Source organism: Nocardioides potassii (assembly GCF_021648885.1).
GTDB classification, from domain to species: domain Bacteria; phylum Actinomycetota; class Actinomycetes; order Propionibacteriales; family Nocardioidaceae; genus Nocardioides; species Nocardioides potassii.
In genome coordinates this window covers 157206-180041 of sequence record NZ_JAKJHZ010000007.1, presented here as the reverse complement: position 1 = coordinate 180041, position 22836 = coordinate 157206, and the positions used below count along the sequence as shown (strand labels likewise).

The window sequence follows — 22836 nt, the reverse complement described above, 5'->3', positions numbered from 1 at the left end:
GCCGGTCAGCCGGTCAGCCGGTCTCGGAGGTGTCGTAGGGAGCGGGCGCCTCGTCCTCCGCCTCGCGAGCGACGTACCCACCCAGGTCGCCACCGGCCTGCTCGAGCAGGGTGCGCGCCGCGCTCCGTCCGGCCTCGATCATCCGGTCGAGCTGGTGGAACTCGAGCAGCCCGACACCCCGCGTGGGCGGGGTGACCACCCACGCCCCGCGGGCCCGCGCGGTGGCGACGGCGCCGCCGCTCCCGATCATCATCGTGCGAAGCAGGGTCTCGCCGAGCGCGGGAACGCGCGGCCGGCCGGTCCGGGGCGTCCCACTGCCGGCTCCCCCGCCCATGGAGATGCTGATCGCCGCGACCGGGCCCTCGTCGCGCTCGGTGAGCAGGTCGACCGGGAGGTTGTCGAGGATGCCGCCGTCGACGAGCAGCCGCCCGTCGTCGTCCGGCACCGGGGGGAGGAGGACGGGCAGGCAGGCGGACGCCTGGACCGCCTGCACGAGCGAGCCTCGCCGGTGCACCTGGCGCTGCCTGGTCACCAGGTCGGTGCTCACCACGTGCAGCTGCCGCGGCAGGCCCTCGATGACGGAGTCGCCGAAGGCGCGCACCAGTCCGTCGTGCATGCGGCGGCCCCTGGCGAGCGAGTGGGTCGGGACGGTCCAGTCGCTGAACGGCCGCCTCCGGACGAACTCGGCGTAGCACAGCTCCTCGATCTCGGCGCCGTCGCGACCGGTGGCGTGCAGCGCGGCGATGATCGCGCCCACGCTGCTGCCCGCCACCCGGTCCACGTGCAGCCCGGACTCCTCCAGCTCACGCAGCACCCCGACGTGCGCGAACGCCCGGGCACCGCCTCCCGCGAGGGTCAGGCCCAACGAGCGGCCGGACAGCCGGTCGGCCAGGGGGCGCAGGCCAGCGGCCAGGTCTCCGTCGACGACCGACACCTGCCAGGCGTCGGTCGCGGCGGCCCAGGCCGCGCAGCGGGACTGATCGACCCCACCGCCGGCGAGCACGACCTCGGGGCCGGCGCCCGGGGCCGGGTCGAGCGGAGCCGACGGCACGGGACCGTCGCTGCGTCCGACCAGCACGACCAGGTCGGCCTGACGGATGCAGAAGTCCCGCCACGCCTTCGTCGCGCTCGCAGCGTCGTCGGACACGAGGACGACCCGATCGTGGCCGCGCTCGGCCCGGTCCAGCCCCTCGGGGTCGACGACGCCGGGGGCGGACACCCGGAGGGTCTCGGACATGCGGCGGACCAGCGTGTGCGCGACGTCGCCGGCACCCGTTCCGTCGTGGAGCGCGACGACGGACACCACTGTCGGCCGGGTCGCCCGCCGCTCACCCGTCGGCCCTCCGGCCGTGCGGAGCCGTTCGGCCATCTGGCTGAGCATCGTGCGCGAGGCATCCGGATCCGCGGCCAGCACCTCCTCGAACTCGGGGCGCGGCACCTCCAGCACCGTGGAGTCCCTCTTCGCGCGGACGCTGGCCGAACGCCGTTCGCCGGTCAGGAGGGCCAGCTCGCCGATCACCTCGCCCGGCCCCAGCTCGCGCACCACTGCGGCGCCGACGGTCACCTCCAGCCGACCGCGTCGGACGACGTACGCCGATCCGGGTGGGTCGCCGGCCCGGATGAGCCAGTGCCCCGCAGGCACCACCACGTGACGCGACGCCAGCTCCAGCCGGCGTCGCGCAGCAGTCGGCAGGGCCGCGAGCATCGGTACGCCGGACAGGTCGCCGGCCGCGTCCTCCGTCCTGGCCATCGACGGCCCGGCCTCGACCGCGAGGGGCGGGTGGACGGTGGCCGGACGACTGTCGTCCTCGGTGGCCTCCTCGACGGGGGTGCGGATCCGGCCCAGCGGCAGCGCCAGCACGGCGACGACGAGGAACGCGCCGATCGACAACATCCACCCGTCGCGGAAGGCGTCGACGGCGGTCGCCGGGGTGGGGTCGTCGAGGATGACCACGAGGACCGCGATGCCCAGCACCCCGCCGAGCTGACGGGCGCTGGACATCAGTGCGGACGCCGTGGCGTACCGCGCCCCCGGCACCGCGGCGAGCGCTGCGCTGCCGAGCAGGGGCAGGGTCGCGCCGACGCCGATCCCGCTGATGACCTGGCCCGGGAGCCACTCCTCCCAGAACGCCGGCGTCACCCCGACCTGCTGGTGGTACCAGAGGTAGGCACCGGCCCAGATGGCGGCGCCGGGCACCACGAAGGTCCGGTAGCCGTGCCGATCGGCGAGGGGGCCGAGCCGGGCGGCGACGACTGCGGCGACCACCGCTCCGGGGACGAGCGCCAGTCCCGCCTCCAGCACGGTGTAGCCCCAGACGTACTGCAGCCACAGGATGTTGGTCAGCAGGTAGGCGTAGAAGCCCACGCCCGCCACGACCGTGCCGAGGCTGGCGATGCCGAAGGACGGGATCCGGAGGAGCGCGGGATCGAGCAGAGGTGAGCGGTGTGCGCGCGAGCTCAGCACGAACAGCACCAGCAGCACCGCGCTCACGGCGAGGGTGAGCACGGTGTCCGAGCTGGTCCACCCCCAGTCGTTGCCCCTCACGATGCCGAGGTTGAGCGCCGCGAGGGCGAAGATGAGCAGGATCGCTCCGCGGAGGTCGGGGATCCTGCGCACCCCCGGAGCGCGGCTCTCCACCAGTTGGCTCCGCGCGACCCAGAACGCCACCAGGCCGAACGGGAGGTTGACGAAGAACGCCCACCGCCACCCGCCGAGCTCGACCAGGGCGCCGCCCAGCGGCGGGCCGAGCCCGGCTGCCACGGCGGCGGTCGCGCCCCACAGCCCGATGGCGTGCGCGCGCTGCTGCTCGGGGAAGGCCTCGACGACCAGCGCGAGCGACGCCGGCACCAGCAGCGCCGCCCCGAGGGCCTGCAGCACCCGGGACGCCACCAGGAGCTCGAGGGTCGGTGCCGCGCCGCACAGGGCCGACGCCACGGTGAACACGAGGACGCCGGTGATGAACGCGCGGCGGCGGCCGAGCAGGTCGGTGAGCCGGCCGAAGACGATCAGGAACGCCGCGAAGACGATGTTGTAGGCGTTGAGCACCCACGACAGCCCGCCGATCGAGGTGCCCGGGAACGACTCGCGGATCGAGGGGAAGGCGACGTTCACGATGGTGGCGTCGAGGAACGCCAGGAAGGCACCGAAGGCCGACACCAGCAGGACCCTCGACGGCGCGACACGAGCGGACGCAGAGCGCGCCACGGACCCCACCCCTCCCCAACGAGCGCATCCCTCCCATAGGACGCAGGCTTGGGACATTTCGCCGCTCGGCGCGGTCAGGCAAGCGGATGAGGGGGTCCCGCGCCGAATCCATACGATTCGTTCGGGGGTGGGTCTAGACAGGCTTCGTCGAACGTTTGACCGTCGCTGGTCCGACGCGCATGGTCGCGTGGGGACGATCGTCCCCAGTCGTCGGAGGGGGTTCCACCGTGTCTCGCATCGCTTCGCCACGGGCCGCACGTCGAGTGCGAGTCGTCCTGGCCATCGTCGTCGGTCTGCTGACCGCACTGGTCGGTGCCCTGACCAGTGCGGCGCCGGCAGCCCCCAGCGCTCCGGTGGTGATCGTGATCGATCGCGTGGCCGGCGTCGCCGTCCCCACCGGCGTGCCGTCGTCCGCGGCGCCGTCGGCTCTCGTGCAGGCCGGCGGAAGGATCACCATCACGGTGAGCTTCCTCGACGCCAGCGGCGCCCCGGCGTCGTTCACCAAGGACACGACGCTGCGCATCTCGAGCTCGGTCGGCTCACTGTCGCAGGCGACCGGGATCGCGCCCAAGGGCAAGACCACCGTGGACATCACCACGTCCGTGACCAAGGCGGTCAACAAGGTCGTCCTCGGCGTCGACGCCGGCACGGGTCCGAAGGCTCCGACGGGTGGCACGTCCGCACCCTTCGACGTCCTCACGGACATCAGCGCCCCCTTGACGGCCACGAACGGCGCGGCCTTCTCGGCCGGCTTCGGGGGTGAGGGCGGCTGCACACAGGCGACCGCGTCGCAACCGGTGTGCCAGGTCGTGGTGCTGCCGCGCGGTGCGGGCTCCCAGGTGGTGCTCTCCTCGGGCGTCTGCGACACCGACGCGAGCTCGACCTACGCCCCCTGCTTCGTTGGTGTCGGTGGACGGGTCGACGGTGCGGTCCTCCAGGCACTGTTCGCCGAGCCGACCCAGGAGTACACGACTGCGTCACCCGCCACCGTGATCGTCAAGTGCGACAAGACCCTGTGCGGCGGCGGCGCGGTCAGCGACCTCACCGTTGCTTGGTCGCTGGCGGGCAACGGCAACCTGACGGACGCCCTGCCGTGCCCGGCCAAGAACACCATGGCCGCAGCAGCCACCCCGTGCGTGGACTACGTGCAGAGCAAGCGCGACGGCTCGGGGGACACGCACCTCTACCTGTTGACCGACCGCGACATCCGGACGGGCATCGGCTGACACCCGTCAGCGGGCGGGCAGGACGCCCAGCGAGTCCAGGGCCTCCTGCGCGCGACGGACGGGCGAGTCCTCGACCAGGTCCGCCGGGCCGGCGAGCGACGCGATCGCCTCGAGCGAGAGCGCGTGCTCGAGGCGGTCGCCGTCCCGGTCGGCCAGCTCCACCGCGGTCGCCCACGCCGAGCGCGCGGCACCCACGCGTCCGGCGTCGGCGTGGTCGCGGCCGACGAGGCGGTGGTAGGTCGCCGCGTCGCGTCGGGCATCGTCCACCTGGTCGAGCACGTCTCGCGCGTCGTCGTGGCGACCGGCGTCCTGGAGCACCTCGGCGAGCACGAGGTCCGTGCCCGCCACCTCCTCGAGCTCGTGCAGGTCGGCGAATCGGGCGCGCGCCAGGGCCAGCACGGCGAGGCCGCGGTCCAGAGCACCGGTCCCCGCCAGTGCGCGGGCCTGCTCCCGCTCGGCGAGGGCGACGAGCTCCTCGTCCTCGACCGCGCGGGCGGTGCGCAGCACGACGGGCAGCAGGTCCAGTGCCTCGTCGTACCGTCGCTGCCTCACGAGGATCTCGGCCTGGTTGTACACGGTGTTCACCTCGGCGGCGGTGTCACCCGTGCGCCGGAACAGGTCGGCGGCCCTGCGGAAGTCGGCGAGCGACTGGGCCCACCGGCCCGCGGTGACGTCCTGCGCCGCGAGGTTGTTGAGGCACCAGCCCTGGTGCCGCAGGTCACCGAGCTCGGTGTAGGCCTGCAGCGCCAGGCGGCCGTAGGGCAGCGGCTCGTCGCGACCGGACCCGGCATAGATGTGGTTGAGCACCTCGTAGGCGGCGGCCAGCGTCTCCTTGTCGAGCGAGTCCTCGGCGTACCTGGCTGCGCGCTCCGCCCACTCGAGGGCCTGGTCGACGCGTCCCTGCCGGAACCGGCTGTCCGCGTAGCGTCGGGCGAGCTTGGACCGGGCCGCGTCGGCTGGTGGTCCGGTCACTCCCTCGAGCTCGCGCAGGCCGCCCGAGATGCGGCGCATGGCCAGCGGGTGCTTGCGCCGACGCTGGTCGATGCGCGTCTGCTTCTCGATGATGCCCGCGGTGGCGACCGGGTCGCCGCGCAGGTGCCGGCGTGCGACGGCGTACGCGTCCGATGCCTCTTGCGTGAGGCCGATCAACCACCGGCAGTCAGCCAGCTTCTCGTAGACCTGTGCCACCACGGCGGGCTCCGTGCTGGTGCTGGTGCACGACCGGGCGGCGCGATCGAAGAACTCGGCTGCCTCGCCGGGTGCGTACTTGGCCATCGCCCGCTCACCTGCCAGCTGGGAGTAGCGACGCGCCGCCTCGTGGCGACCTGCGTGGAAGCAGTGCAGCGACAGGGACTCGCAGTGGCTCTCGGGCGACGTGGCTACCCGCTCGATCGCGCGGCTGACGTGGTCGTGGAGGATCCGGCGTTGCCGGAAGGGGAGCCCCTCGTAGGCGACGTCCCGCATCAGGCCGCTGCGGAAGCGGAGCGCACCGCGCTCGTCGCGCACGAGGAAGTCCCGGAGCCGGTCCATGGCTCCGGGTGGCACCCGGACGTCGTGCTCCTCGAGCAGTGAGTCGAGAGCCGACTCGTCGACCATCGTGCCGAGCACGGACGCATACCTCAGGGCGGACCGGTCGGCGGGGTCGAGACGATCGATCTGGCTGGTGACCAAGGCCTCCACGGAGCCGGGCAGCTCCTCCATCGAGGTCGTCCGCCCGGCCGCCCGAGCGAGCGCGTGGAGGAACATCGGGTTGCCGCCGCCGCGCCGCGCCAGCTCGTCGACCGCCAGGTCCGGGAGGGGCAGGTCGAGGGCGTCGCGCACCAGCTGGACCGACGCCTCGTGCCCGAGCGGCCCGGGACGCATCGTCGTGACATGCATCCCGGCCCGCGGGACGTAGCCGGAGTCCTCGTCGCGCCGCGTGACGGCGAGCAGCCAGGGCCGGTGGGCGACCTCGACCGCGAGCCGGTGCAGCAGGTCGGCGGACGAGTCGTCCATCGCGTGGGCGTCCTCCACCAGGAGGATCGTCGGCCGGTGCAGCATCGCCCCCAGCAGCTCCGTGACCACCTCCTCGAGCCTCGTCTTGCGGTAGAGCTCGTCGAGCTCCTCCACCTCGCGGGTCATCGGCACGTCAACGTCCATCGCGACTCCCACGAGCGGGACCCACGGGACCAGGGACGGTGCGTCGCCGGCCACCCGGTCGAGCAGCATGCGGGCGACCTCGACCGGTGACGCGTCCGGGGCGAGCCCCATCACCTCCCGTAGCAGGTGTCGTACGGCCGAGTACGCCGACGCGGAGGTGTTCTGCTCGCACAGCACGTGCGCGACCTCGACCTCCGTGCCGGCCAGCGCCTCGGCAAGCAGTCGGGACTTGCCGATCCCGGCCTCGCCCACGATCTCGAGCACGGCTCCGCGCTCGTCGCGCAGGTCGGCCAGGCAGCGGTCGACGGCGCGCTTCTCCTCCTCGCGCCCGACCAGCGGCGCGAGACCGTCCTCCCGGCGGGCGCCCAGCAGCTCTCCGACCTCCTCCGCGACCACGGGCTGCGACTTCCCCTTGACCATGAAGGGGGCCACATCGGTGGTGCGGAAGACGGCGTGCGACTGGGCGACGACCTGCGTGGTCGCCAGGACCGTGCCTGGCCGCGCCTTGCCCATCACCCGAGCGGCGAGGTTGATGGCGTCACCCTTGACCGAGAACGTGCGCCGGAATGCCGGGCCGAAGTCGCCGGCGAACACGTGGCCACGGTTGACGCCTATCCGCAGCGGCAGGCGCCCCGAGCGATCCAGCACCTGCCGCGCCACCCGGAGCATCCGCTCCTCGTCGTGGTCGGCGCTGCGGGGCGCGCCTGCGGTGAGCATGATCTTGCCGCCGTCGCGGTTGATGTCGGTCTCGAAGAAGGTCACTCCGTGGTCGGCGCACGCGTGCTGGACGTTGCGGACCACATCGTCGAGCGCCTCGGCGAGAGCGGCCGGCCCGGCGGCGGCCATCAGGTCGTCGGTGCCGGAGAACTGGACGAACGACACGGTGATGAGCCGGTGCTCGGGCTCGACGGAGCGGCTCAGCAGGTGCTCGCGGATCGGCGGTGGCAGCACCTGACGAGGATCGACGGGACGGGCCGGGACGTGGTGGTCGGCGGTGGCGATCCGCGGTGGCGCCGACCGCAGCAGGCGGCCGTCGAGCAGGGACGCTCCCAGGTGGCGAGGGTCGAGGAGCGAGGCCGTGGCGGCACTCAGCCCGATCTGCCCGGCGTCGGCGGCCGCCTCGGTCACCGCCGTCGTGCTGGCACCCGGCCCGCTGATGAGCAGCTCGCGGTGGATCGCGGCATCACCGACGAGGAAGAAGTCGAAGTCCCCGCTGTGGATGCCCACGGACATGCGCAGCACCACGGTCCCCGAGGTCGTGGGGAGGTGACCGATCACCCGCAGCCGCGCCCGCATCCGGTGTGCCGCGCGTGCCGCCCGCGGGGCGTGGTCGCGACCCTCGAAGAGGAGCAGGACGGCGTCACCGCCCCACTTGATGAGGTCGGCGCCGTCCTCTCGCGCCTCGTCGAGCAGCCCGGCGAACGTGGCGTCGAGGATGTCGCTCATCTCCTCGGCGCCGACGTTGCCCTTGCGTGCCAGGCGTTCGGTGAGCCGGGTGAAGCCCGAGATGTCGACGAAGGCGACGGTGCCGTCGATGCGCATGTGGCGCTCGTCGTGCCGGGACGGTTCCCAGCGACCGAGGAGACGGGGGACGTAGGGCGCGAGCACGTCGGCGTCGTCCTGTGGCGCGCCGCTCGTCATGGCCCTCCCCAGGTGCCGTGCCCGGCGACGAGTTTAGGGGAACGCGACCCCGTGCTCGACCGCAAGTTCGTCGGAGGTCTGGACCATTGCGGCCTCGTCCCGACGTGCTGCCGTCCGGTTCAGGCAATCCCCCAGCCCTCGCGGAACTCCTCTGGCGTCATCGTCTCGAGCTGGCGCCGCATCACCTCGAGCAGGACGGCGGCAGCCTCAGGTCCGCCGGCCGGCACGCGGAGCTCGAGCCCGCCGTCCCGCCGTCGCCGTACGACGACCACGCCCTCGTTGGTCAGGTCGAAGCGCCCGCCCGACATCGCGCACCACAGGTCCAGTGCACCGGCGGCCACCCGGCCGAGACGGTCGCGGCGGCGGGGTTCGACGTCAGCCGTGTAGACCTCGTCGGCCGTCGCGGGCTCGAGGGTGGCTGTCATGCCTCCAGCCTAGGTCGTGGCCGATCACGCGACCCCGGCCGCGGGACGCCTGGCGGCGAACACCGGGCCCGCCCCCGCGGCGTACACGTGTCCGAGAAGTGGCCCTCGAGAGCGTCGTCCAGGGGCCATACGTCGGACACGTGTGCGCCCGGGGTCGCTCCCTCAGCAGTGGGCTCAGTAGTACCAGGGGTACGGCGACCAGTCGGGGTCGCGCTTCTGGAGGAACTGGTCGCGACCCTCCTGCGCCTCATCGGTCATGTAGGCCAGGCGGGTGGCCTCGCCGGCGAAGAGCTGCTGGCCCACGAGGCCGTCGTCGAGGAGGTTGAAGGAGTACTTGAGCATCCGCTGGGCGGTCGGCGACTTGCCGTTGATCTTCCTGCCCCAGTCGAGGGCGACCCTCTCGAGCTCGGCGTGCTCGACGACGCGGTTGACCGCACCCATCCGGTGCATCTCCTCGGCGTCGTACTCGTCGGCGAGGAAGAAGATCTCGCGGGCGAACTTCTGCCCGACCTGGCGCGCGAGGTAGGCCGAGCCGTAGCCGCCGTCGAAGGACCCGACGTCCGCGTCGGTCTGCTTGAAGCGGGCGTGCTCGCGGCTGGCGAGGGTGAGGTCGGCGACGACGTGGAGGCTGTGCCCGCCGCCCGCGGCCCACCCGGGCACGACGCAGATGACGACCTTGGGCATGAAGCGGATCAGGCGCTGGCACTCCAGGATGTGCAGGCGGGCGAGCTTGGCCTTGTCGATGGGGTTCGGTCGCGCCCCGGCGTCGTCGTGGCCGTCGGTCTCGTACTGGTACCCGGCCCGGCCACGGATGCGCTGGTCGCCGCCGGTGCAGAAGGCCCACTTGCCGTTCTTGGCGCTCGGGCCGTTGCCCGTCAGGAGGACGCAGCCGACGTCGGCCGTCGTGCGCGCGTGGTCGAGGGTGCGCAGCAGCTCGTCGACGGTGTGCGGCCGGAACGCGTTGAGCACGTCGGGGCGGTCGAAGGCGATGCGGACCGTGCCGTGCTCGCGGGCACGGTGGTAGGTGAGGTCGGTGAGGTCCTCGAAGCCGGGCACGACGTCCCACGCCGCGGGGTCGAAGATCTCGCTGACGCCCTCGATCGCACTCATGCACGTACTCGCTTCGCTCCGTGCGCGCATGAGGCACCTTGCACACGGAATTGGATGACTCGCTCGCTGCGCTCGCTCATGGCCGGGAGCGTATCCGTGGGGCGCTGGAAGATCGGGCGCGGCCGTGGTGTTGTGGCCGACATGGCACTGACTGGAACGTACGTCCCGAGCACCGCCGAGTGGGTCCGCAACCAGGTGGCCGAGTTCGAGGCATCGGACGGCACGAAGGCGAACACCCTGCGCGACACCGGCTACCCGATCGTGGTCATCACCTCGGTCGGGTCGAGGTCCGGCAACCTCCGCAAGAACCCGGTGATGCGGGTCGAGCGCGACGGCAGCTACCTCGCGGTCGCGTCGAAGGGTGGCGCGCCGGAGGACCCGGAGTGGGCGCACAACTTCCGCGCGCACCCCGAGGTCGACCTGCAGGACGGGGCCGAGAAGCACACCTACCGGGTGCGCGAGCTCGACGGTGCGGAGTACGACGACTGGTGGGACCACGCGGTGGCCACCTGGTCGACGTACGCCGACTACAAGAAGAAGACCGACCGCAAGATCCCGCTCTTCCTGCTCGAGCGGTGACGACCGCCGACGCTCGCGCATTGCTCCGTTCCGGCCCGGGGACGCCTGGTGACGCCTAGGGTGTGCACGTCGCGACGCGGAGGAGACGTACCACGATGACGGTGACTGCATGAGCCAGCCCACCCCCGTCATCCGGGTGTACCTCCTCGACGACCACACGATCGTGCGGCGCGGGCTGCGTGCGGTCCTCGAGCTCGAGGACGACATCGAGGTCGTCGGCGAGTCGGGCACGGTCGCCGAGGCCATCCCCCAGATCCTCGAGCTCGCACCCGACATCGCCGTCCTCGACGGGCGCCTGCCCGACGGCAGCGGGATCGACGTGTGCCGTCAGGTCCGCTCGGAGAACCCGGACATCCGGGCGCTCATCCTGACCAGCTACGACGACGACGAGGCGCTGGTCAACGCGATCCTCGCCGGCGCCAGCGGCTACGTGCTGAAGCAGGTCGACGAGGGCGCGCTGGTCAACGGCATCCGTGCGGTCCGGCGCGGCCAGTCCCTCATCGACCCGGTCGTGGCCATGCGCGTGGTCGACCGGATGCGTAACGGCATCCCCGCCGACGGACTCGGTCAGCTGACGCACGTGGAGTCCCAGATCGTCGACCTCATCGCCGAGGGGCTGACCAACAAGCAGATCGGCGAGCGGCTCTACATCGCGGAGAAGACCGTCAAGAACCACGTGACGAGCCTGCTCGCCAAGCTCGGGGTGCAGCGCCGTACGCAGGCGGCGGTGCTGGCCTCCCAGCAGCGGCGCGAGCGCACGAGCTGACGGGCCGGAGGCCCTCCCCGAGGACGCTCAGGCGTCGCGATCGCGGAACGCGGTGAGGAGTGAGTCGACCGCATCGGCGCTCGGCGAGGCGGCCTCCTTGTTGGACTGCGCAAGCTGCTCGAGCAGCTCGCTGCGGTGCACCGCGACCGAGCGCGGCGCGTCGATGCCGATGCGGATCACGTCTCCCCGCACCTCGAGGACCGAGATGGTGATGTCGTCACCGATCACGACGCTCTCACCCACACGACGACTCACGACCAGCATGGGTCCACGCTACCCGAGCGCGCGCGTCGGATCAGGCGACGAGCGGCGCGGTGATCGACAGGCCCGGGTCGTCGAGCACCACCTGCACCGCGCGGTGGGTGGCGGTGTCGAGGACGACGGGGGCCGCGAGGTTGGCGGTGGTGCTGGCCAGCGACTCTCCCGCGGTCAGCACGCAGAGCAGGACGAGGTCGTCCACCGAGGCCGAGCGGAGGTCGTCCAGGACGCTCTCGTCGACCTCCGGGGAGTAGTCGGGGAAGAACGGCGCGGGCGGGACGACCAGGAAGCGCAGGCCGGGCTGCTCCAGCGAGGTGAGGCTGCACAGCACGCCTTCGTCGTCGACCTGGACCAGGGCGAAGCGCTCCAGGCCGGGGAAGCCCGGCAGGGGGCGGACGAGCTCGATCACCGGGATCTCGGGTGCGCTCGCCGGCGACGTGGTCTCCATGACGGTCATCATCGCAGGAACTCCACGAGGCTCGGCTGGAGAACCCGGGACGTCGCCGCCAGGGAGGCCTGGTAGGCGACCTCCTGCATCTTGAGGTCGACCAACGCCTTCGGCAGGTCGGTGTTCTCGATCTCCGAGAGCGAGCTCGTGAGGGACAGCTCGATGTCGGCCGCGCGCGCGCCGGCCTGCTCGATGCGCGAGGCACGTCCACCGGCGTCGGCACGGGCGACCACGAGGCGGTTGCTGTCGTCGGCGAGCTCGCCGATCCCGGCCTGGATGGTGGCGGTACTGCCGGAGCGGAGCGCGGCGGCCAGGGCGGTGAGGTGGTCGAAGACGTTGTCGCCGTCGGGGCCGAAGACGGCACTGCCGTCGAGCGAGACGTCGACGACGACCCCGTCCCCGACGGTGCGGTTGACCGGGTTCCCGTCGCCGGTGAAGGTCACCACTCCGGCCGTCTCGGTGAACGCCTTGCCGCTCGCGGTGGTGCCGCCGAGGACCGGACGCTCGAGGTAGGTGGTGTTGGCCGTCCCGACGAGCGCGGAGCGCAGCTGCTCGACCTCGGTCGCCAGCGCCTCCCTGGCCTGCGGGCCCATCGCGGCGTTGATGCCCTGCAGGCCGAGCTCGCGGGCCCGTCGGACGATGTCGGTCGCCGAGCCGAGGGCGCTGTCGATCGTGGCCAGCCGGGCCGCCCCGTCGTCGGCGTTGCGGCCGTACTGCTGCTGCCCGCCGAGGGACGAGCGCAGGCGCATCGCGGTCGCGGCGTCGGCCGGGTTGTCCGACGCGCGGTTGAGCACGCGACCGGTGGAGAGCTGCTCCTGGATCTCGCCGAGCCGCGCGAGGCTGCTCTGCATCCGGGTCACCGACCGCTCCGTCAGCATGGACTGGGTGACGCGTCCGATGCGGCTCATCAGCGCACCAGGCCCGTCCGGTTGATGAGCGTGTCGAGCACCGAGTCCAGGGTGGACATCACCCGGGCGGCGGCCTCGTAGGCGCGCTGGGACTGCATCATCGTCACCGTCTCCTCGTCGAGGTTGACCCCGGACAGCTCCTCGCGGGCGCCGTCCACCTGCTGGGTGAGGTTCTGCTGGGTGGCGGCGAGCCGTCGGCTGAGCGCCACGTCACGGCCCAGCACGGTCACGAACTTCTGGTAGTCCTGCTCGGGAGCGCCGAGCGCGTTGGCCATGGCGGTGGCACCGCCGCCGTCGAGGTTGGGTCCGCCGCCGATGCCGGACGCGGCCAGGTCCTGCGGGTCAGTGACCAGCAGGACCAGAGGGCCACCGGGGGCGGCGGGGTCGACGGCGAAGAGCGGCTGTCCCGGTGCTCCGCTCGCGTCGAACCCGGCCTGGTGGGCGGCATTCGCGGCGTCGGCGAGCGACTGCGCGACGGCCTGGATCCCGGCTCGGACGGCCGGGAGGCTGGTCGTGAGGAGCTCGGCGGCGCCGCCGACCTCCCCCCGCAGGCCGGTCACGGTGGTGGGTGCGCCACCGGGCGGGGTCACCGCGAGCACGAGCGGGAGGCCGTCGGCGGTGCCGTCGGGGTTCACCCCGGACGTCGCGTCCAGCCGGCCGGCCTGGTTGCCGACGACGAGGCTGACGCCGCCGACGGTGACGTCGAGACCGCCCTTGCCGTTCTCCGTGGCCGTGCCACCCGTGAGGTCGGCGAGGCGGAGCGCGACCTGGTCGCGCACGTCCTGCAGGCTCGACGGGTCGTTGCCCGAGAGCCGGGCCGCGGTGATCGCCTCGTTGGTCGAGGCCAGCTGCACGGCCAACGCGTTGGTCTCGTCGAGGTCCACGACCAGCCCCATGCGCTGGTCGGACTCCTCGGCCTCCACGTTGCGCCGCTGCGCGGCCACGGCGTCGACGAGCGTCTGCGACGTGGCGATCACCTGGGCCCGTACGGCGGGCGAGTCGGGGTTGTTCGACAGGTCGTGCCATGCCTTGCGCATCTCGGTCAGTGCCTTCGAGACGCCGTCCCCGGCGGGCTCCCCGAGGGACGCCTCCACCCGACCCAGCGCGGCGGCGCGGGTGTCGAGGTAGGACTGCGTGCCGTGCTCGTGGCGGGCGCGGGCGTCGAGCAGGGGGTCCACGAGCCGGTCGACCGACCCGATGCCGACCCCGTCCCCGTGGCCGTCGTACCGGCTCCACATCGCTGGCTGCGCGGGGGCGCCCACGGACACCCCGACGACGCGCCGCCGGGTGAACCCGGGAGTGGCGACGTTGGCGATGTTGCCGCTCGCCACGTCCATCACCGACTGGTGGTAGCGCAGCGCGCTGAGCGCCGTGTTGAGCGACCCGAAGCTCCCGGTCATGTCACAACGCCCCGTCGAAGAGCCGGCTGCGCAAGGTGTCGGCAGTCGCGGTGCCGGCCGCGTCGTAGCCGTCGACCGTGTCCCCGAGGGAGAGCAGGGTCTCGCGCGCCGAGCGGTAACCGGCCGAGATGAGGTGCTTGTTGGAGTCGGCCAGGGTCGTGATCTCGCTGGTCAGCACCACGAACGCCTCGCGGTGCTCGGTGAGGATGGAGCTCCAGGGCTCGCCCGACGCCTCCGCCAGCGCGGCCAGGCTGGGGTTGGCGCTCATGTGGGCTGCCGCGGCGGCCTCGTCGGCGGCGACCGCGCGCAGCACCTCCGTCTCGCGGATGGTCGCCAGCAGGACGTCGATGTCGCGCGTGGCGTGTGCCAGCCATCGGCTGCGACCGCTCGCGAGGACGAGCTGCTCGACCTCGAGCCGGTAGTGCAGCTCGGCGAGGAGCTCACGCTCGCGCCACAGCACCAGGGAGAGGCGCTCCATGGTCGCAGTGCGGGTGTCGGTGACGGTCATGCAGGTCAGATCGACCGTCGTCGGTGGCACCTGAGGGGTTTTCAGCGTCGTCGATCGCTCGTCGGTGCGGGCTGGGCCATCCCGGCGTCCCCACGGGGATGGGCGGACCATGGCCCGTTGGGACCATGCCGCTCGGGACCGAGGTCCCCGATGTCGCGACCACACGGGCCAACGCCTCGCATTCGGTAACGAGAGATCCACAAATCGGAAACGCTCCGACCGTGAACCCCCACACAGGATCCATCGGAACGGCCGTCTCCCCCTCAGTCGTGCCGCTGGACATCATCCCGCCGTCCACCCCCGCCCCCGAGCAGACCAGCGAGTCGGTCCCCACGCCCGACGAGCTCGTCACCTCCCACATCCCGCTTGTGGGTCACCTGGTCCGCGAGGTCCTCTCGCGGGTCCCCGGGCACGTGGATCGCGACGACCTCACCTCAGCGGGCCTGACCGCGCTGGTGCAGGCGGCGCAGGGATTCGATGCGGCTCGAGGCGTGCCGTTCGCGCGGTACGCCTCGACCCGCATCAGGGGAGCGCTGCTGGACGAGCTGCGCGGCATCGACTGGGCCACGCGCTCCGTACGGCGCACGGCGCGCAGCCTCGACGAGACCCGCGGTCGGCTGACCCAGGACCTCGGTCGGGTGCCCACCGATGCCGAGGTCGCCTCGGCGCAGGGTGTCCCGCTGGAGGACGTGCTGTCGAACCGCGAGGACCTGGCCCGTGCGCAGGTCGCGTCGCTGCAGGCGGTCGACGCGGCCGGCGGGCTCGCGGGGTCGCTGGTCTGCTCCACCCCCACCCCGGAGCAGGCCATCGAGCACGCGGAGCTGCTCACCTATCTCTCCGAGGCCATCGCCGAGCTGCCCGAGCGGCTGCGTCGCGTGGTCGAGGGCTACTTCCTGGCGGAGCAGCCGATGGCCGAGCTGGCCACCGAGCTCGGGGTCACCGAGTCGCGCATCTCCCAGCTGCGCGCGGAGGCGATGGTGCTGCTGCGCGACGCCCTCAACTCCCAGCTCGACCCCTCGCTGGTCCCGGCGCACGACCGTCCCGAGGGCGTGGCGGCGCGCCGCCGCGAGGCCTACTTCTCCGCCGTGGCCGAGCGCCACGCCGCCGCGGCGGTCTTCTCGCCCCGCATCGCGACCAGCGCCTGATCCCGCCGCGCCGCGATCCCCGGGATGCCGGGGACGCACCCGGAAAAACTTCTCCCTGATTGCCTCAGGTGGGTGACGTGCCCGCCGATCAGGACCTCGACGGAGTCCACGGACGGACTCCAGCACCACTCAACCACGGAAGGAATCCATCATGGGTCTTCGCATCAACCAGAACATCGACGCCGCCAACTCGTACCGCAACCTGTCGGTGACGCAGGGCCAGATGTCCAAGTCGCTCGAGAAGCTGTCCTCCGGCTTCCGCATCAACCGCGCTGCCGACGACGCAGCCGGCCTGGCCATCTCCGAGGGCCTGCGCTCGCAGGTCGGTGGCCTCAAGGTCGCGGTCCGCAACGCCCAGGACGGCGTCTCGGTCGTCCAGACCGCGGAAGGCGCGCTCACCGAGGTGCACTCGATCCTCCAGCGCGTGCGTGACCTGACCGTCCAGGGCGCCAACGACTCGAACAGTGCCGACGCCCGGCTCAACATCGAGGCCGAGATCACCAGCCTCGGCGAGGAGCTCGACCGGATCACCGCCTCGACCGACTTCAACGGCACCAAGCTGCTGGACGGCTCGACGACCACCCTCAACTTCCAGGTGGGCGCCCAGGGTGACGCGGACAGCCTCATCTCGGTCACGCTCGACAACGTGGCGACGACCGTGGCCGGCATCAAGGCCCTCAAGGTCACCGACAACGCCACGGCGCAGGCCTCGATCGAGGACGTGGACACCGCCATCGCGTCGATCTCCACCACCCGAGCCAACCTGGGTGCCTCGCAGAACCGCTTCGAGCACACCATCAACTCGGTGAACGTGGCGGTCGAGAACCTGTCGGCGTCGGAGTCGCGCATCCGCGACACCGACATGGCGCAGGAGATGATGAGCTTCACCCGCTCGCAGATCCTCTCCCAGGCCGGCACGGCCATGCTCGCGCAGGCCAACCAGGCCTCGCAGGGCGTCCTCTCGCTGCTGCGCTGAGGTCGCTGACCGACACCCTGCATGACCACCCCGGGTGGGTCGCGGACTCCGCGGCCCACCCGGAGCTGCCCTCGGGGCACGCTGCAACCACGACGAGCGAGGACGGAGGGGCACCATGGCATCGAGCGCGAGCATCAGCGGACTGGGCAGCGGCCTGGACACCGCCTCGATCATCGACCAGTTCATGCAGCTGGAGGCGGCACCGCAGACGCGGCTCAAGTCCCGCCAGACCTCCGAGAAGGCCGTCCTCACCGCGCTCCAGTCGCTCAACACCAAGCTGGCCGCCCTCGCCACGCGGTCGGGGGAGCTGTCGAAGGTGGCGGCATGGAACGTCGTCACGGCCACGAGCTCCGAGGCGAAGGTCGCGGTCACCGCGACCACGTCGGCCGGGCCGGGATCGTTCACGGTCCGGGTCGACCAGACCGCGGCCACCCACCGCCTGGAGCACGCCGCCGCCGTGGGCATGCGCGTCGCCGGCAGCGTGCCGACGACCGTGCGCCTCGACCGGCTCGACGGCACCGCTCCTGTCGACCTGGCCACCGACGGCACCCTCGGCGGCCTGGTCGACGCGATCAACAGCTCCGCCAACGCCACCGGCCTCCGCGCCACCGCGGTCAAGGTCGGCACCGACCAGTACCGGCTCGTGGTGGAGTCCGCCGCGTCCGGGGCGGCCGGAGACTTCACCCTGACTGCCACCGACGGCTCGGCGCTGCTGGGCGGCGCGACGGTGCGTGCGGGTCGCGACGCCCAGATCACCGTCGGCGACACCGTCGTGGCCACCTCGTCCTCCAACACCTTCGCCGACCTCGTGCCGGGTGTGACCCTCACCGTCGCGGCCGACACCGCCGCCGGAACAACCGCCCAGGTCGGCCTGACCCGCGACGCCGGTGCCGCCTCGACGACCCTCAAGGGCCTGGTCGACGCGGTCAACGCCGCCATCGCCGACATCGACACCGCGACCAGGTCGAGCGCCAGCGGCACCCGCGGCGTGCTCAGCGGCGACGGCACGATCCTCACGGTCCGTGACCAGCTGATCTCCAGCGTGTTCCCCGGCGACGGCACCAGCCTGGCGTCCCTCGGCATCCAGACCGACCGCTACGGCAAGCTCGTCCTCGACGAGGCGGCCTTCAAGACCGCGTACGCCGCCGACCCGGGCGGGGTGCAGACGCGCCTGACCGCGGCCGGCACCGGCTTCGTCACGAAGGTCAAGGCCGCCGCCACGGCAGCCAGCGACCGGCTCGACGGCACCCTGACCGCCGCCGTCAAGGGCCGCAACGACTCCCTCAGCCGCCTCGACGACGACATCAGCGCCTGGGACCTGCGTCTGGAGCTGCGTCGCGCCACCCTCACCCGGCAGTTCACCGCCCTCGAGACGGCCCTCAACCAGATGAACAGCCAGTCCTCGTGGCTGGCGGGCCAGATCTCCTCGCTCCCGAGCTCCCAAGGCTGAAGGACACTCCCATGAGCTACCCGAACCCCGGCGCCTACCTGCAGGCGTCCGTCGAGACCGCGAGCCCTGCGCGCCTGCTCGTCATGCTCTACGACCGGCTCGCGCTCGACTGCCGTCGCGCGCTCGCCGCGCAGGAGGGCGCCGACCACGCCAGCGCGCACTCGAACCTCCTGCACGCCCAGGAGATCGTCGCGCACCTGCAGTCCTCGCTGCGTCCCGAGCTCTGGGCCGGCGGCCCGGCGCTCAGCAGCCTCTACTCGCACCTGCTGGTCCACCTGGTGCGGGCCAACGTGGACCGCGACGTGGAGAAGACCGCCCACTGCCTCGAGCTCGTCGAAGGCCTCGGCGCGGCGTGGCGCGAGGCGGCCGCCGAGACCGCAGTCGCGGCGTCGTGACCGGGCGCCCTCCCGCGCGCGAGCAGAGCGCCGGCTCCGGCACCGTCCCGGTGACGTGGGAGGAGGCGATCACCCACCTCGAGCAGATGGTCGACGTCGTCGAGCGGCTCGCGACCTCCCCGGACCCGGCTGCCACCGCGGACGCGGAGCCGGAGGTCCTCGAGCCGTGGGCGCCGCCCCCCCTCGAGGGTCCCGTGCCTGCCGAGCTCGTCGCCCGCGCCCGGCACCTCCTGCAGCGCCAGGCCGTGGTGCGCGTGCGGCTCGAGTCGGCCCTCGAGCAGTCGCGCGACGACCTCGCCCGGACCAGGCGGCTCGGCCCGCAGCACCGTGCGCAGGCGTCGTCGTACGTCGACGTGTCGGCCTGAGCCACGGGCCGCGACCGACCGGGTGGTGCCGGCATGGCCCGTCCGGGTGGTGACGTGAGGACCAGTGGTCCCGACCCCGCGTGACGGCTCGAAGAGATCATCCAGATCTCCTCAAGGTCCGGGCAAGGACGCCGATGCAGAGGGGGAGCACGGACTGCTCACCCCTTCGCCGACGGACCGGCACCGCTTTCTCCTGCAGGAGGCCCCGTGTCCCTCGGCATGCCCGACGCCGTCACCTCCGTGCTCACCACGGCGCTCGACGGCCTCGCGACCCGGCAGAACGTGATCGCCGACAACATCGCGAACGTCGACACCCCCGGCTTCCGTGCGCGCAGCGTGGACTTCGAGACGTCCCTGTCCGCGGCTCTCCAGCGGGGCGTGATGCCCGCCTCGGGCATCGCCCCGGTGACGCAGGCCACCAACGCGCCGGCCGGTGCCGACGGCAACAACGTCGACCTGCGCCAGGAGTCGCTGTCGGCGGTGCAGTCCCAGTTCCAGTACCAGATGATGAGCCGCGCGGTGTCCGACCACTTCGCCCTCGTCACGACCGCGGCGGGCTCCTTCTGATGGGCGCCTTCGACATGCTGCGCATCGCCAACAGCAGCCTGGGCATGCACCAGACCTGGCTCGACGCGCTCGCCCACAACATCGCCAACGCCAACACGGTGCGCGCCACCAGCGAGAACGCGTTCCAGGCCCAGATGGTGGTGGCGAGCTCCCTGCCGTCCGGTGGCGTCGACGTCACCCGGATCGAGGAGGGCGACGCGGCCGGGATCCTCACCTACTCGCCCGACCACCCGCTCGCCGACGCCGACGGCATGGTCCGCATGCCCGCCATGGACATGTCGGTGCAGATGACCTCGCTCGTCCAGGCGCAGCGCGGCTTCCAGGCCTCGGTGCAGGTCACCAAGACCGCGCAGGACACGTACGGCGCGGCCCTCTCGATCGGCCAGCGCTGATGAGCATCGGAGGGATCGAGTCCGTCAGCGGCTTCGTGCCGCTCGCTGCCCCGGCCGTCACGCGACCGCCGACGGCGGCGGCACCCGCGGCCGGCGGGGACTTCGGCAGCATGGTCCTCAACGGCATCGAGCGCCTCGAGAACGTCCAGGACACCGCGGACACCCTCGCGGTGCGTGCGGCCTCCGGCACGCTGCCCAACATCCACGACTACACGCTCGCCGCCACTGAGGCCGACGTCGCCACCAAGCTCACCGTCGCGGTGCGCAACAAGGCCATCGAGGCCTTCTCGGAGATCATGAGGATGCAGGTCGGATGAGGTCCGGGATCACACGCTCGCTCGAGCGTCACCGTCAGACGTTCTCGCAGTTCTCGGCGGGCCAGAAGGTGGTGGCCGTCGTCGGCACCGGTGCGCTGCTGCTCGCGGCGTTCATGGTCTTCCGCTGGGCCTCCGCCCCGTCCTACGCGCCGCTCTACTCCAACCTGTCCGCCGAGGACGCCTCGGCCGTCGTGGAGCAGCTCGACGCCGACGGCATCCCCTACGAGATCGGCGCCGGCGGCGGCACCATCTCCGTCCCGCGCGACCAGGTCTACGCGACCCGCATCTCGCTCAGCGGGGAGGGCATCCCCTCCAGCAGCAGCGGGAGCACCGGCTACTCGCTGCTCGACGGCCAGGACATCTCGACCTCGCAGTTCAAGGAGCAGACCGACTTCAAGCGCGCGATGGAGGGCGAGCTCGCCACCACCATCGAGGCGATCGACGGGGTCGACACCGCCGTGGTCCACCTCGCGCTGCCGCCGAAGCAGGTCTTCGCCGACGAGCAGGACCCCGCGACCGCCTCGGTGCTGGTCGCCACCCACGCCGGCGTCGAGCTGACCCAGGACCAGGTGCAGGCGATCGTCCACCTCGTCGCCTCCAGCATCGACGGCCTCGACCCCAGCAAGGTCACGGTCGCGGACTCCTCGGGTCGCGTGCTGTCCGACGGCAGCGCCGACGGCAGTGGCACCGCGAGCAGCCAGAACGAGCAGCAGCGTGAGTACCAGGACCAGCTCGCGGCCAAGGCCCAGGCGATGCTCGACCGCGTGGTCGGCCCCGGCCACTCCTCGGTCCAGGTGACCGCGGTCCTCGACTTCGACAAGACCAGCACCGAGACCACGACGTACGGCCGCAAGAAGGCCCCGGTGCTCTCCGAGTCGCTGCAGGAGGAGGTCTACTCCGGCACCGGTGCGCCCGGCACCGCGAGCGGCGTCGTCGGCCCGGACACCCAGCTCGAGACCGGCACCGGAGCCACGGGCACCACGAGCACCGACGGCAGCTACAGCAACTCCTCGACCGTGCGCGAGAACGGGGTCGACAAGGTCGTGCAGCAGTCCGAGACCGCTCCCGGGTCGGTGAAGTCACTGCACGCGGCGGTCGTCCTCGACACCAACTCGAAGGTCGCCGTCGACCCGACCGTGATCGACTCGATCATCTCCTCGGCCATCGGCATCGACCCCAAGCGCGGGGACACGATCGAGACCACGACCCTGCCCTTCGACACCACGCTCGCCGACGCGGACGCTGCAGCGCTCAAGGCCGCCGCCGCCGACGAGGCGAGTGCCCAGCGCAACGGGTGGATCCGCAACGGCGTGCTCGGTGGGCTGGTGCTCCTCCTCGTGCTGCTCGCGTGGCTCCGCTCGCGTCGCAACGCCAAGGCCCGCGTGGACGCCACGTCGTACGTCGTCGAGCAGCTGCGCCAGGAGCAGGCCGCCCGTGCCGCCCTGCAGGCCGCGCCCCTCCTGGACGACGCGCCCACCGCGCTGGCCGTCGCGCCAGTTCCGGACGCGCTGGACGAGATGCACGACGAGCTCGTCGCGCTCGTCGAGCGGCAGCCCGACGAGGTCGCCGGCCTGCTCCGCGGCTGGCTGGTGGAGCGTCCCTGATGGCAGTGATGACCGGGCACGGCGTCCGCAAGGCCGCCATCGTGCTGGTGCGCCTCGGCAAGGAGCTCGCGGCCGACGTGATGGCCCACATGAGCGACGAGGAGATCGAGGCCGTGTCGGCCGAGATCGCCCAGCTCGCCTCCGTCGAGGCGCGCGAGACCGAGACGGTGATGGGGGAGTTCGGCGCGCTCCTCGGTGCCCGCCAGCACATGCTGCAGGGCGGCATGGACCTGGCTCGCGACCTGTTGCAGCGCTCGCTCGGCGACGAGCGGGCCGAGGAGGCGCTCCAGCGCCTGCACGCGCGGGCGGTCCAGCTGCCGTTCCAGTTCCTCGCCCGGGCCGACCCCTCCCAGCTGCGCTCCTTCATCCGCGAGGAGCACCCGCAGGTGATCGCGATCGTGCTCGCCCACATGACCGCGGAGAAGGCCTCGCTCGTGCTCTCCGGCCTCGCGCAGGACCTGCAGGCCGAGGTCGCCCACCGGATCGCCGTGATGGACCGCGCGAACCCCGAGGCCGTCCGCGTCGTCGAGAACCTGCTCGAGCTCCGGCTCGCCTCCGTGCTGCAGCCGAGCAACTCCTCCCGCGTCGGCGGCCTCGGCCCGCTGGTCGACATCATCAACCGCGCCGACCGCTCGACCGAGCGCCAGATCGTCGAGGGCCTGCAGTCGCTGGACTCCGCGCTCGCCGAGGAGGTCCGCAGCCGGATGTTCGTGTTCGAGGACGTCGTCGGGCTCTCCGACCGGGACGTGCAGCAGGTGCTGCGCCAGGTGGACGGGGCGGTCCTCGCCCTCGCGCTCAAGGGCGTCCCGGTGCCGGTGCGGGACAAGATCACCAACAACCTGTCCGAGCGTGCCGCGGAGAACGTGCTCGAGGAGATCGAGATCCTCGGACCGGTCCGCCTCACCCAGGTCGAGGAGGCCCAGCAGGCCGTCATCGCCACGATCCGGACGATGGAGGAGCGCGGCGAGGTCGTGATCCGCCGGGGAGGCGACGATGAGTTTGTCGACTGAGG

Annotated in this window: 22 protein-coding genes; 13 read left to right on the top strand and 9 right to left on the bottom strand. The window is 72.2% G+C overall.

What is annotated here, in order from left to right:
- Positions 1 to 13: 13 nt before the first annotated feature.
- Positions 14 to 3157 (bottom strand): MFS transporter, encoded by a 3144-nt coding sequence (locus L2K70_RS11665; protein WP_236402083.1) that lies wholly within the window; start codon positions 3155 to 3157, stop codon positions 14 to 16.
- 275 nt (positions 3158 to 3432) lie between these two features.
- Here L2K70_RS11665 and L2K70_RS11660 point away from each other — a divergent pair, with 275 nt between their 5' ends.
- Positions 3433 to 4431, top strand: a complete 999-nt coding sequence (locus tag L2K70_RS11660) for a hypothetical protein (RefSeq protein ID WP_236402082.1) — start codon at positions 3433 to 3435, stop codon at positions 4429 to 4431.
- 6 nt (positions 4432 to 4437) lie between these two features.
- On the opposite strand, the gene L2K70_RS11655 is transcribed toward L2K70_RS11660, so the two are convergent.
- The 3 genes from L2K70_RS11655 to L2K70_RS11645 form a co-directional block, all read right to left on the bottom strand.
- A complete protein-coding gene (locus tag L2K70_RS11655; protein WP_236402081.1) occupies positions 4438 to 8211 on the bottom strand; it encodes an adenylate/guanylate cyclase domain-containing protein in 3774 nt (1257 codons plus the stop codon).
- A gap of 119 nt (positions 8212 to 8330) precedes the next feature.
- Positions 8331 to 8636 carry a hypothetical protein gene (locus L2K70_RS11650; RefSeq protein ID WP_236402080.1) on the bottom strand — a complete coding sequence of 102 codons (306 nt, stop codon included), beginning with the start codon at positions 8634 to 8636 and terminating at the stop codon, positions 8331 to 8333.
- A 174-nt stretch (positions 8637 to 8810) separates the two neighbouring features.
- Entirely contained in the window at positions 8811 to 9746 is a 936-nt protein-coding gene (locus tag L2K70_RS11645; RefSeq protein WP_236402079.1) for a 1,4-dihydroxy-2-naphthoyl-CoA synthase, read from the bottom strand.
- Between the two features lie 141 nt (positions 9747 to 9887).
- On the opposite strand from L2K70_RS11645, the gene L2K70_RS11640 reads away from it, so the two are divergent.
- Together L2K70_RS11640 and L2K70_RS11635 are read left to right on the top strand one after the other, a co-directional pair.
- Positions 9888 to 10325 (top strand): nitroreductase family deazaflavin-dependent oxidoreductase, encoded by a 438-nt coding sequence (locus tag L2K70_RS11640; RefSeq protein ID WP_236402078.1) that lies wholly within the window; start codon positions 9888 to 9890, stop codon positions 10323 to 10325.
- A gap of 109 nt (positions 10326 to 10434) precedes the next feature.
- The gene (locus L2K70_RS11635) at positions 10435 to 11091 is read left to right on the top strand and encodes a response regulator (RefSeq protein WP_236402077.1); all 657 of its coding nucleotides are present in this window, start codon (positions 10435 to 10437) and stop codon (positions 11089 to 11091) included.
- Between the two features lie 27 nt (positions 11092 to 11118).
- Here the strand turns inward: L2K70_RS11635 and csrA are convergent, their stop codons facing one another.
- Genes csrA through flgN form a run of 5 tightly spaced genes read right to left on the bottom strand, consistent with a single transcriptional unit; the run spans position 11119 to position 14613 of the window.
- Complete coding sequence (csrA, locus tag L2K70_RS11630) at positions 11119 to 11355, bottom strand: carbon storage regulator CsrA (RefSeq protein WP_236402076.1); 237 nt, start codon at positions 11353 to 11355, stop codon at positions 11119 to 11121.
- A 31-nt stretch (positions 11356 to 11386) separates the two neighbouring features.
- On the bottom strand, positions 11387 to 11797 hold the full coding sequence (fliW, locus tag L2K70_RS11625; RefSeq protein WP_236402075.1) for a flagellar assembly protein FliW: 411 nt from the start codon (positions 11795 to 11797) through the stop codon (positions 11387 to 11389).
- 8 nt (positions 11798 to 11805) lie between these two features.
- A complete protein-coding gene (flgL, locus tag L2K70_RS11620; protein ID WP_236402074.1) occupies positions 11806 to 12705 on the bottom strand; it encodes a flagellar hook-associated protein FlgL in 900 nt (299 codons plus the stop codon).
- Positions 12705 to 14105, bottom strand: a complete 1401-nt coding sequence (gene flgK, locus L2K70_RS11615) for a flagellar hook-associated protein FlgK (RefSeq protein ID WP_236402072.1) — start codon at positions 14103 to 14105, stop codon at positions 12705 to 12707. Before flgK ends, flgL begins: the two co-directional genes overlap by 1 nt.
- Before the next feature lies 1 nt (position 14106).
- The gene (gene flgN, locus L2K70_RS11610) at positions 14107 to 14613 is read right to left on the bottom strand and encodes a flagellar export chaperone FlgN (protein WP_236402071.1); all 507 of its coding nucleotides are present in this window, start codon (positions 14611 to 14613) and stop codon (positions 14107 to 14109) included.
- 221 nt (positions 14614 to 14834) lie between these two features.
- Here flgN and L2K70_RS11605 point away from each other — a divergent pair, with 221 nt between their 5' ends.
- From L2K70_RS11605 to fliG, 10 genes are all read left to right on the top strand, one after another.
- Complete coding sequence (locus L2K70_RS11605) at positions 14835 to 15758, top strand: sigma-70 family RNA polymerase sigma factor (RefSeq protein ID WP_236402069.1); 924 nt, start codon at positions 14835 to 14837, stop codon at positions 15756 to 15758.
- A gap of 151 nt (positions 15759 to 15909) precedes the next feature.
- On the top strand, positions 15910 to 16734 hold the full coding sequence (locus L2K70_RS11600) for a flagellin N-terminal helical domain-containing protein (RefSeq protein ID WP_236402068.1): 825 nt from the start codon (positions 15910 to 15912) through the stop codon (positions 16732 to 16734).
- Between the two features lie 115 nt (positions 16735 to 16849).
- On the top strand, positions 16850 to 18184 hold the full coding sequence (fliD, locus tag L2K70_RS11595) for a flagellar filament capping protein FliD (protein ID WP_236402067.1): 1335 nt from the start codon (positions 16850 to 16852) through the stop codon (positions 18182 to 18184).
- An 11-nt stretch (positions 18185 to 18195) separates the two neighbouring features.
- Entirely contained in the window at positions 18196 to 18579 is a 384-nt protein-coding gene (gene fliS / locus L2K70_RS11590) for a flagellar export chaperone FliS (RefSeq protein ID WP_236402061.1), read from the top strand.
- Positions 18576 to 18944 carry a hypothetical protein gene (locus L2K70_RS11585; RefSeq protein WP_236402046.1) on the top strand — a complete coding sequence of 123 codons (369 nt, stop codon included), beginning with the start codon at positions 18576 to 18578 and terminating at the stop codon, positions 18942 to 18944. Before fliS ends, L2K70_RS11585 begins: the two co-directional genes overlap by 4 nt.
- A gap of 207 nt (positions 18945 to 19151) precedes the next feature.
- On the top strand, positions 19152 to 19511 hold the full coding sequence (locus L2K70_RS11580) for a flagellar basal body rod protein FlgB (RefSeq protein WP_236402044.1): 360 nt from the start codon (positions 19152 to 19154) through the stop codon (positions 19509 to 19511).
- A complete protein-coding gene (locus tag L2K70_RS11575; protein ID WP_236402035.1) occupies positions 19511 to 19903 on the top strand; it encodes a flagellar basal body rod protein FlgC in 393 nt (130 codons plus the stop codon). The genes L2K70_RS11580 and L2K70_RS11575 overlap by 1 nt, the downstream gene beginning before the upstream one ends.
- On the top strand, positions 19903 to 20220 hold the full coding sequence (fliE, locus tag L2K70_RS11570) for a flagellar hook-basal body complex protein FliE (protein WP_236402033.1): 318 nt from the start codon (positions 19903 to 19905) through the stop codon (positions 20218 to 20220). The genes L2K70_RS11575 and fliE overlap by 1 nt, the downstream gene beginning before the upstream one ends.
- Positions 20217 to 21824, top strand: coding sequence for a flagellar basal-body MS-ring/collar protein FliF (fliF, locus tag L2K70_RS11565; RefSeq protein ID WP_236402031.1), 1608 nt, complete (start codon positions 20217 to 20219; stop codon positions 21822 to 21824). The genes fliE and fliF overlap by 4 nt, the downstream gene beginning before the upstream one ends.
- A complete protein-coding gene (gene fliG, locus L2K70_RS11560) occupies positions 21824 to 22834 on the top strand; it encodes a flagellar motor switch protein FliG (protein WP_236402021.1) in 1011 nt (336 codons plus the stop codon). The genes fliF and fliG overlap by 1 nt, the downstream gene beginning before the upstream one ends.
- Positions 22835 to 22836 lie beyond the last annotated feature (2 nt).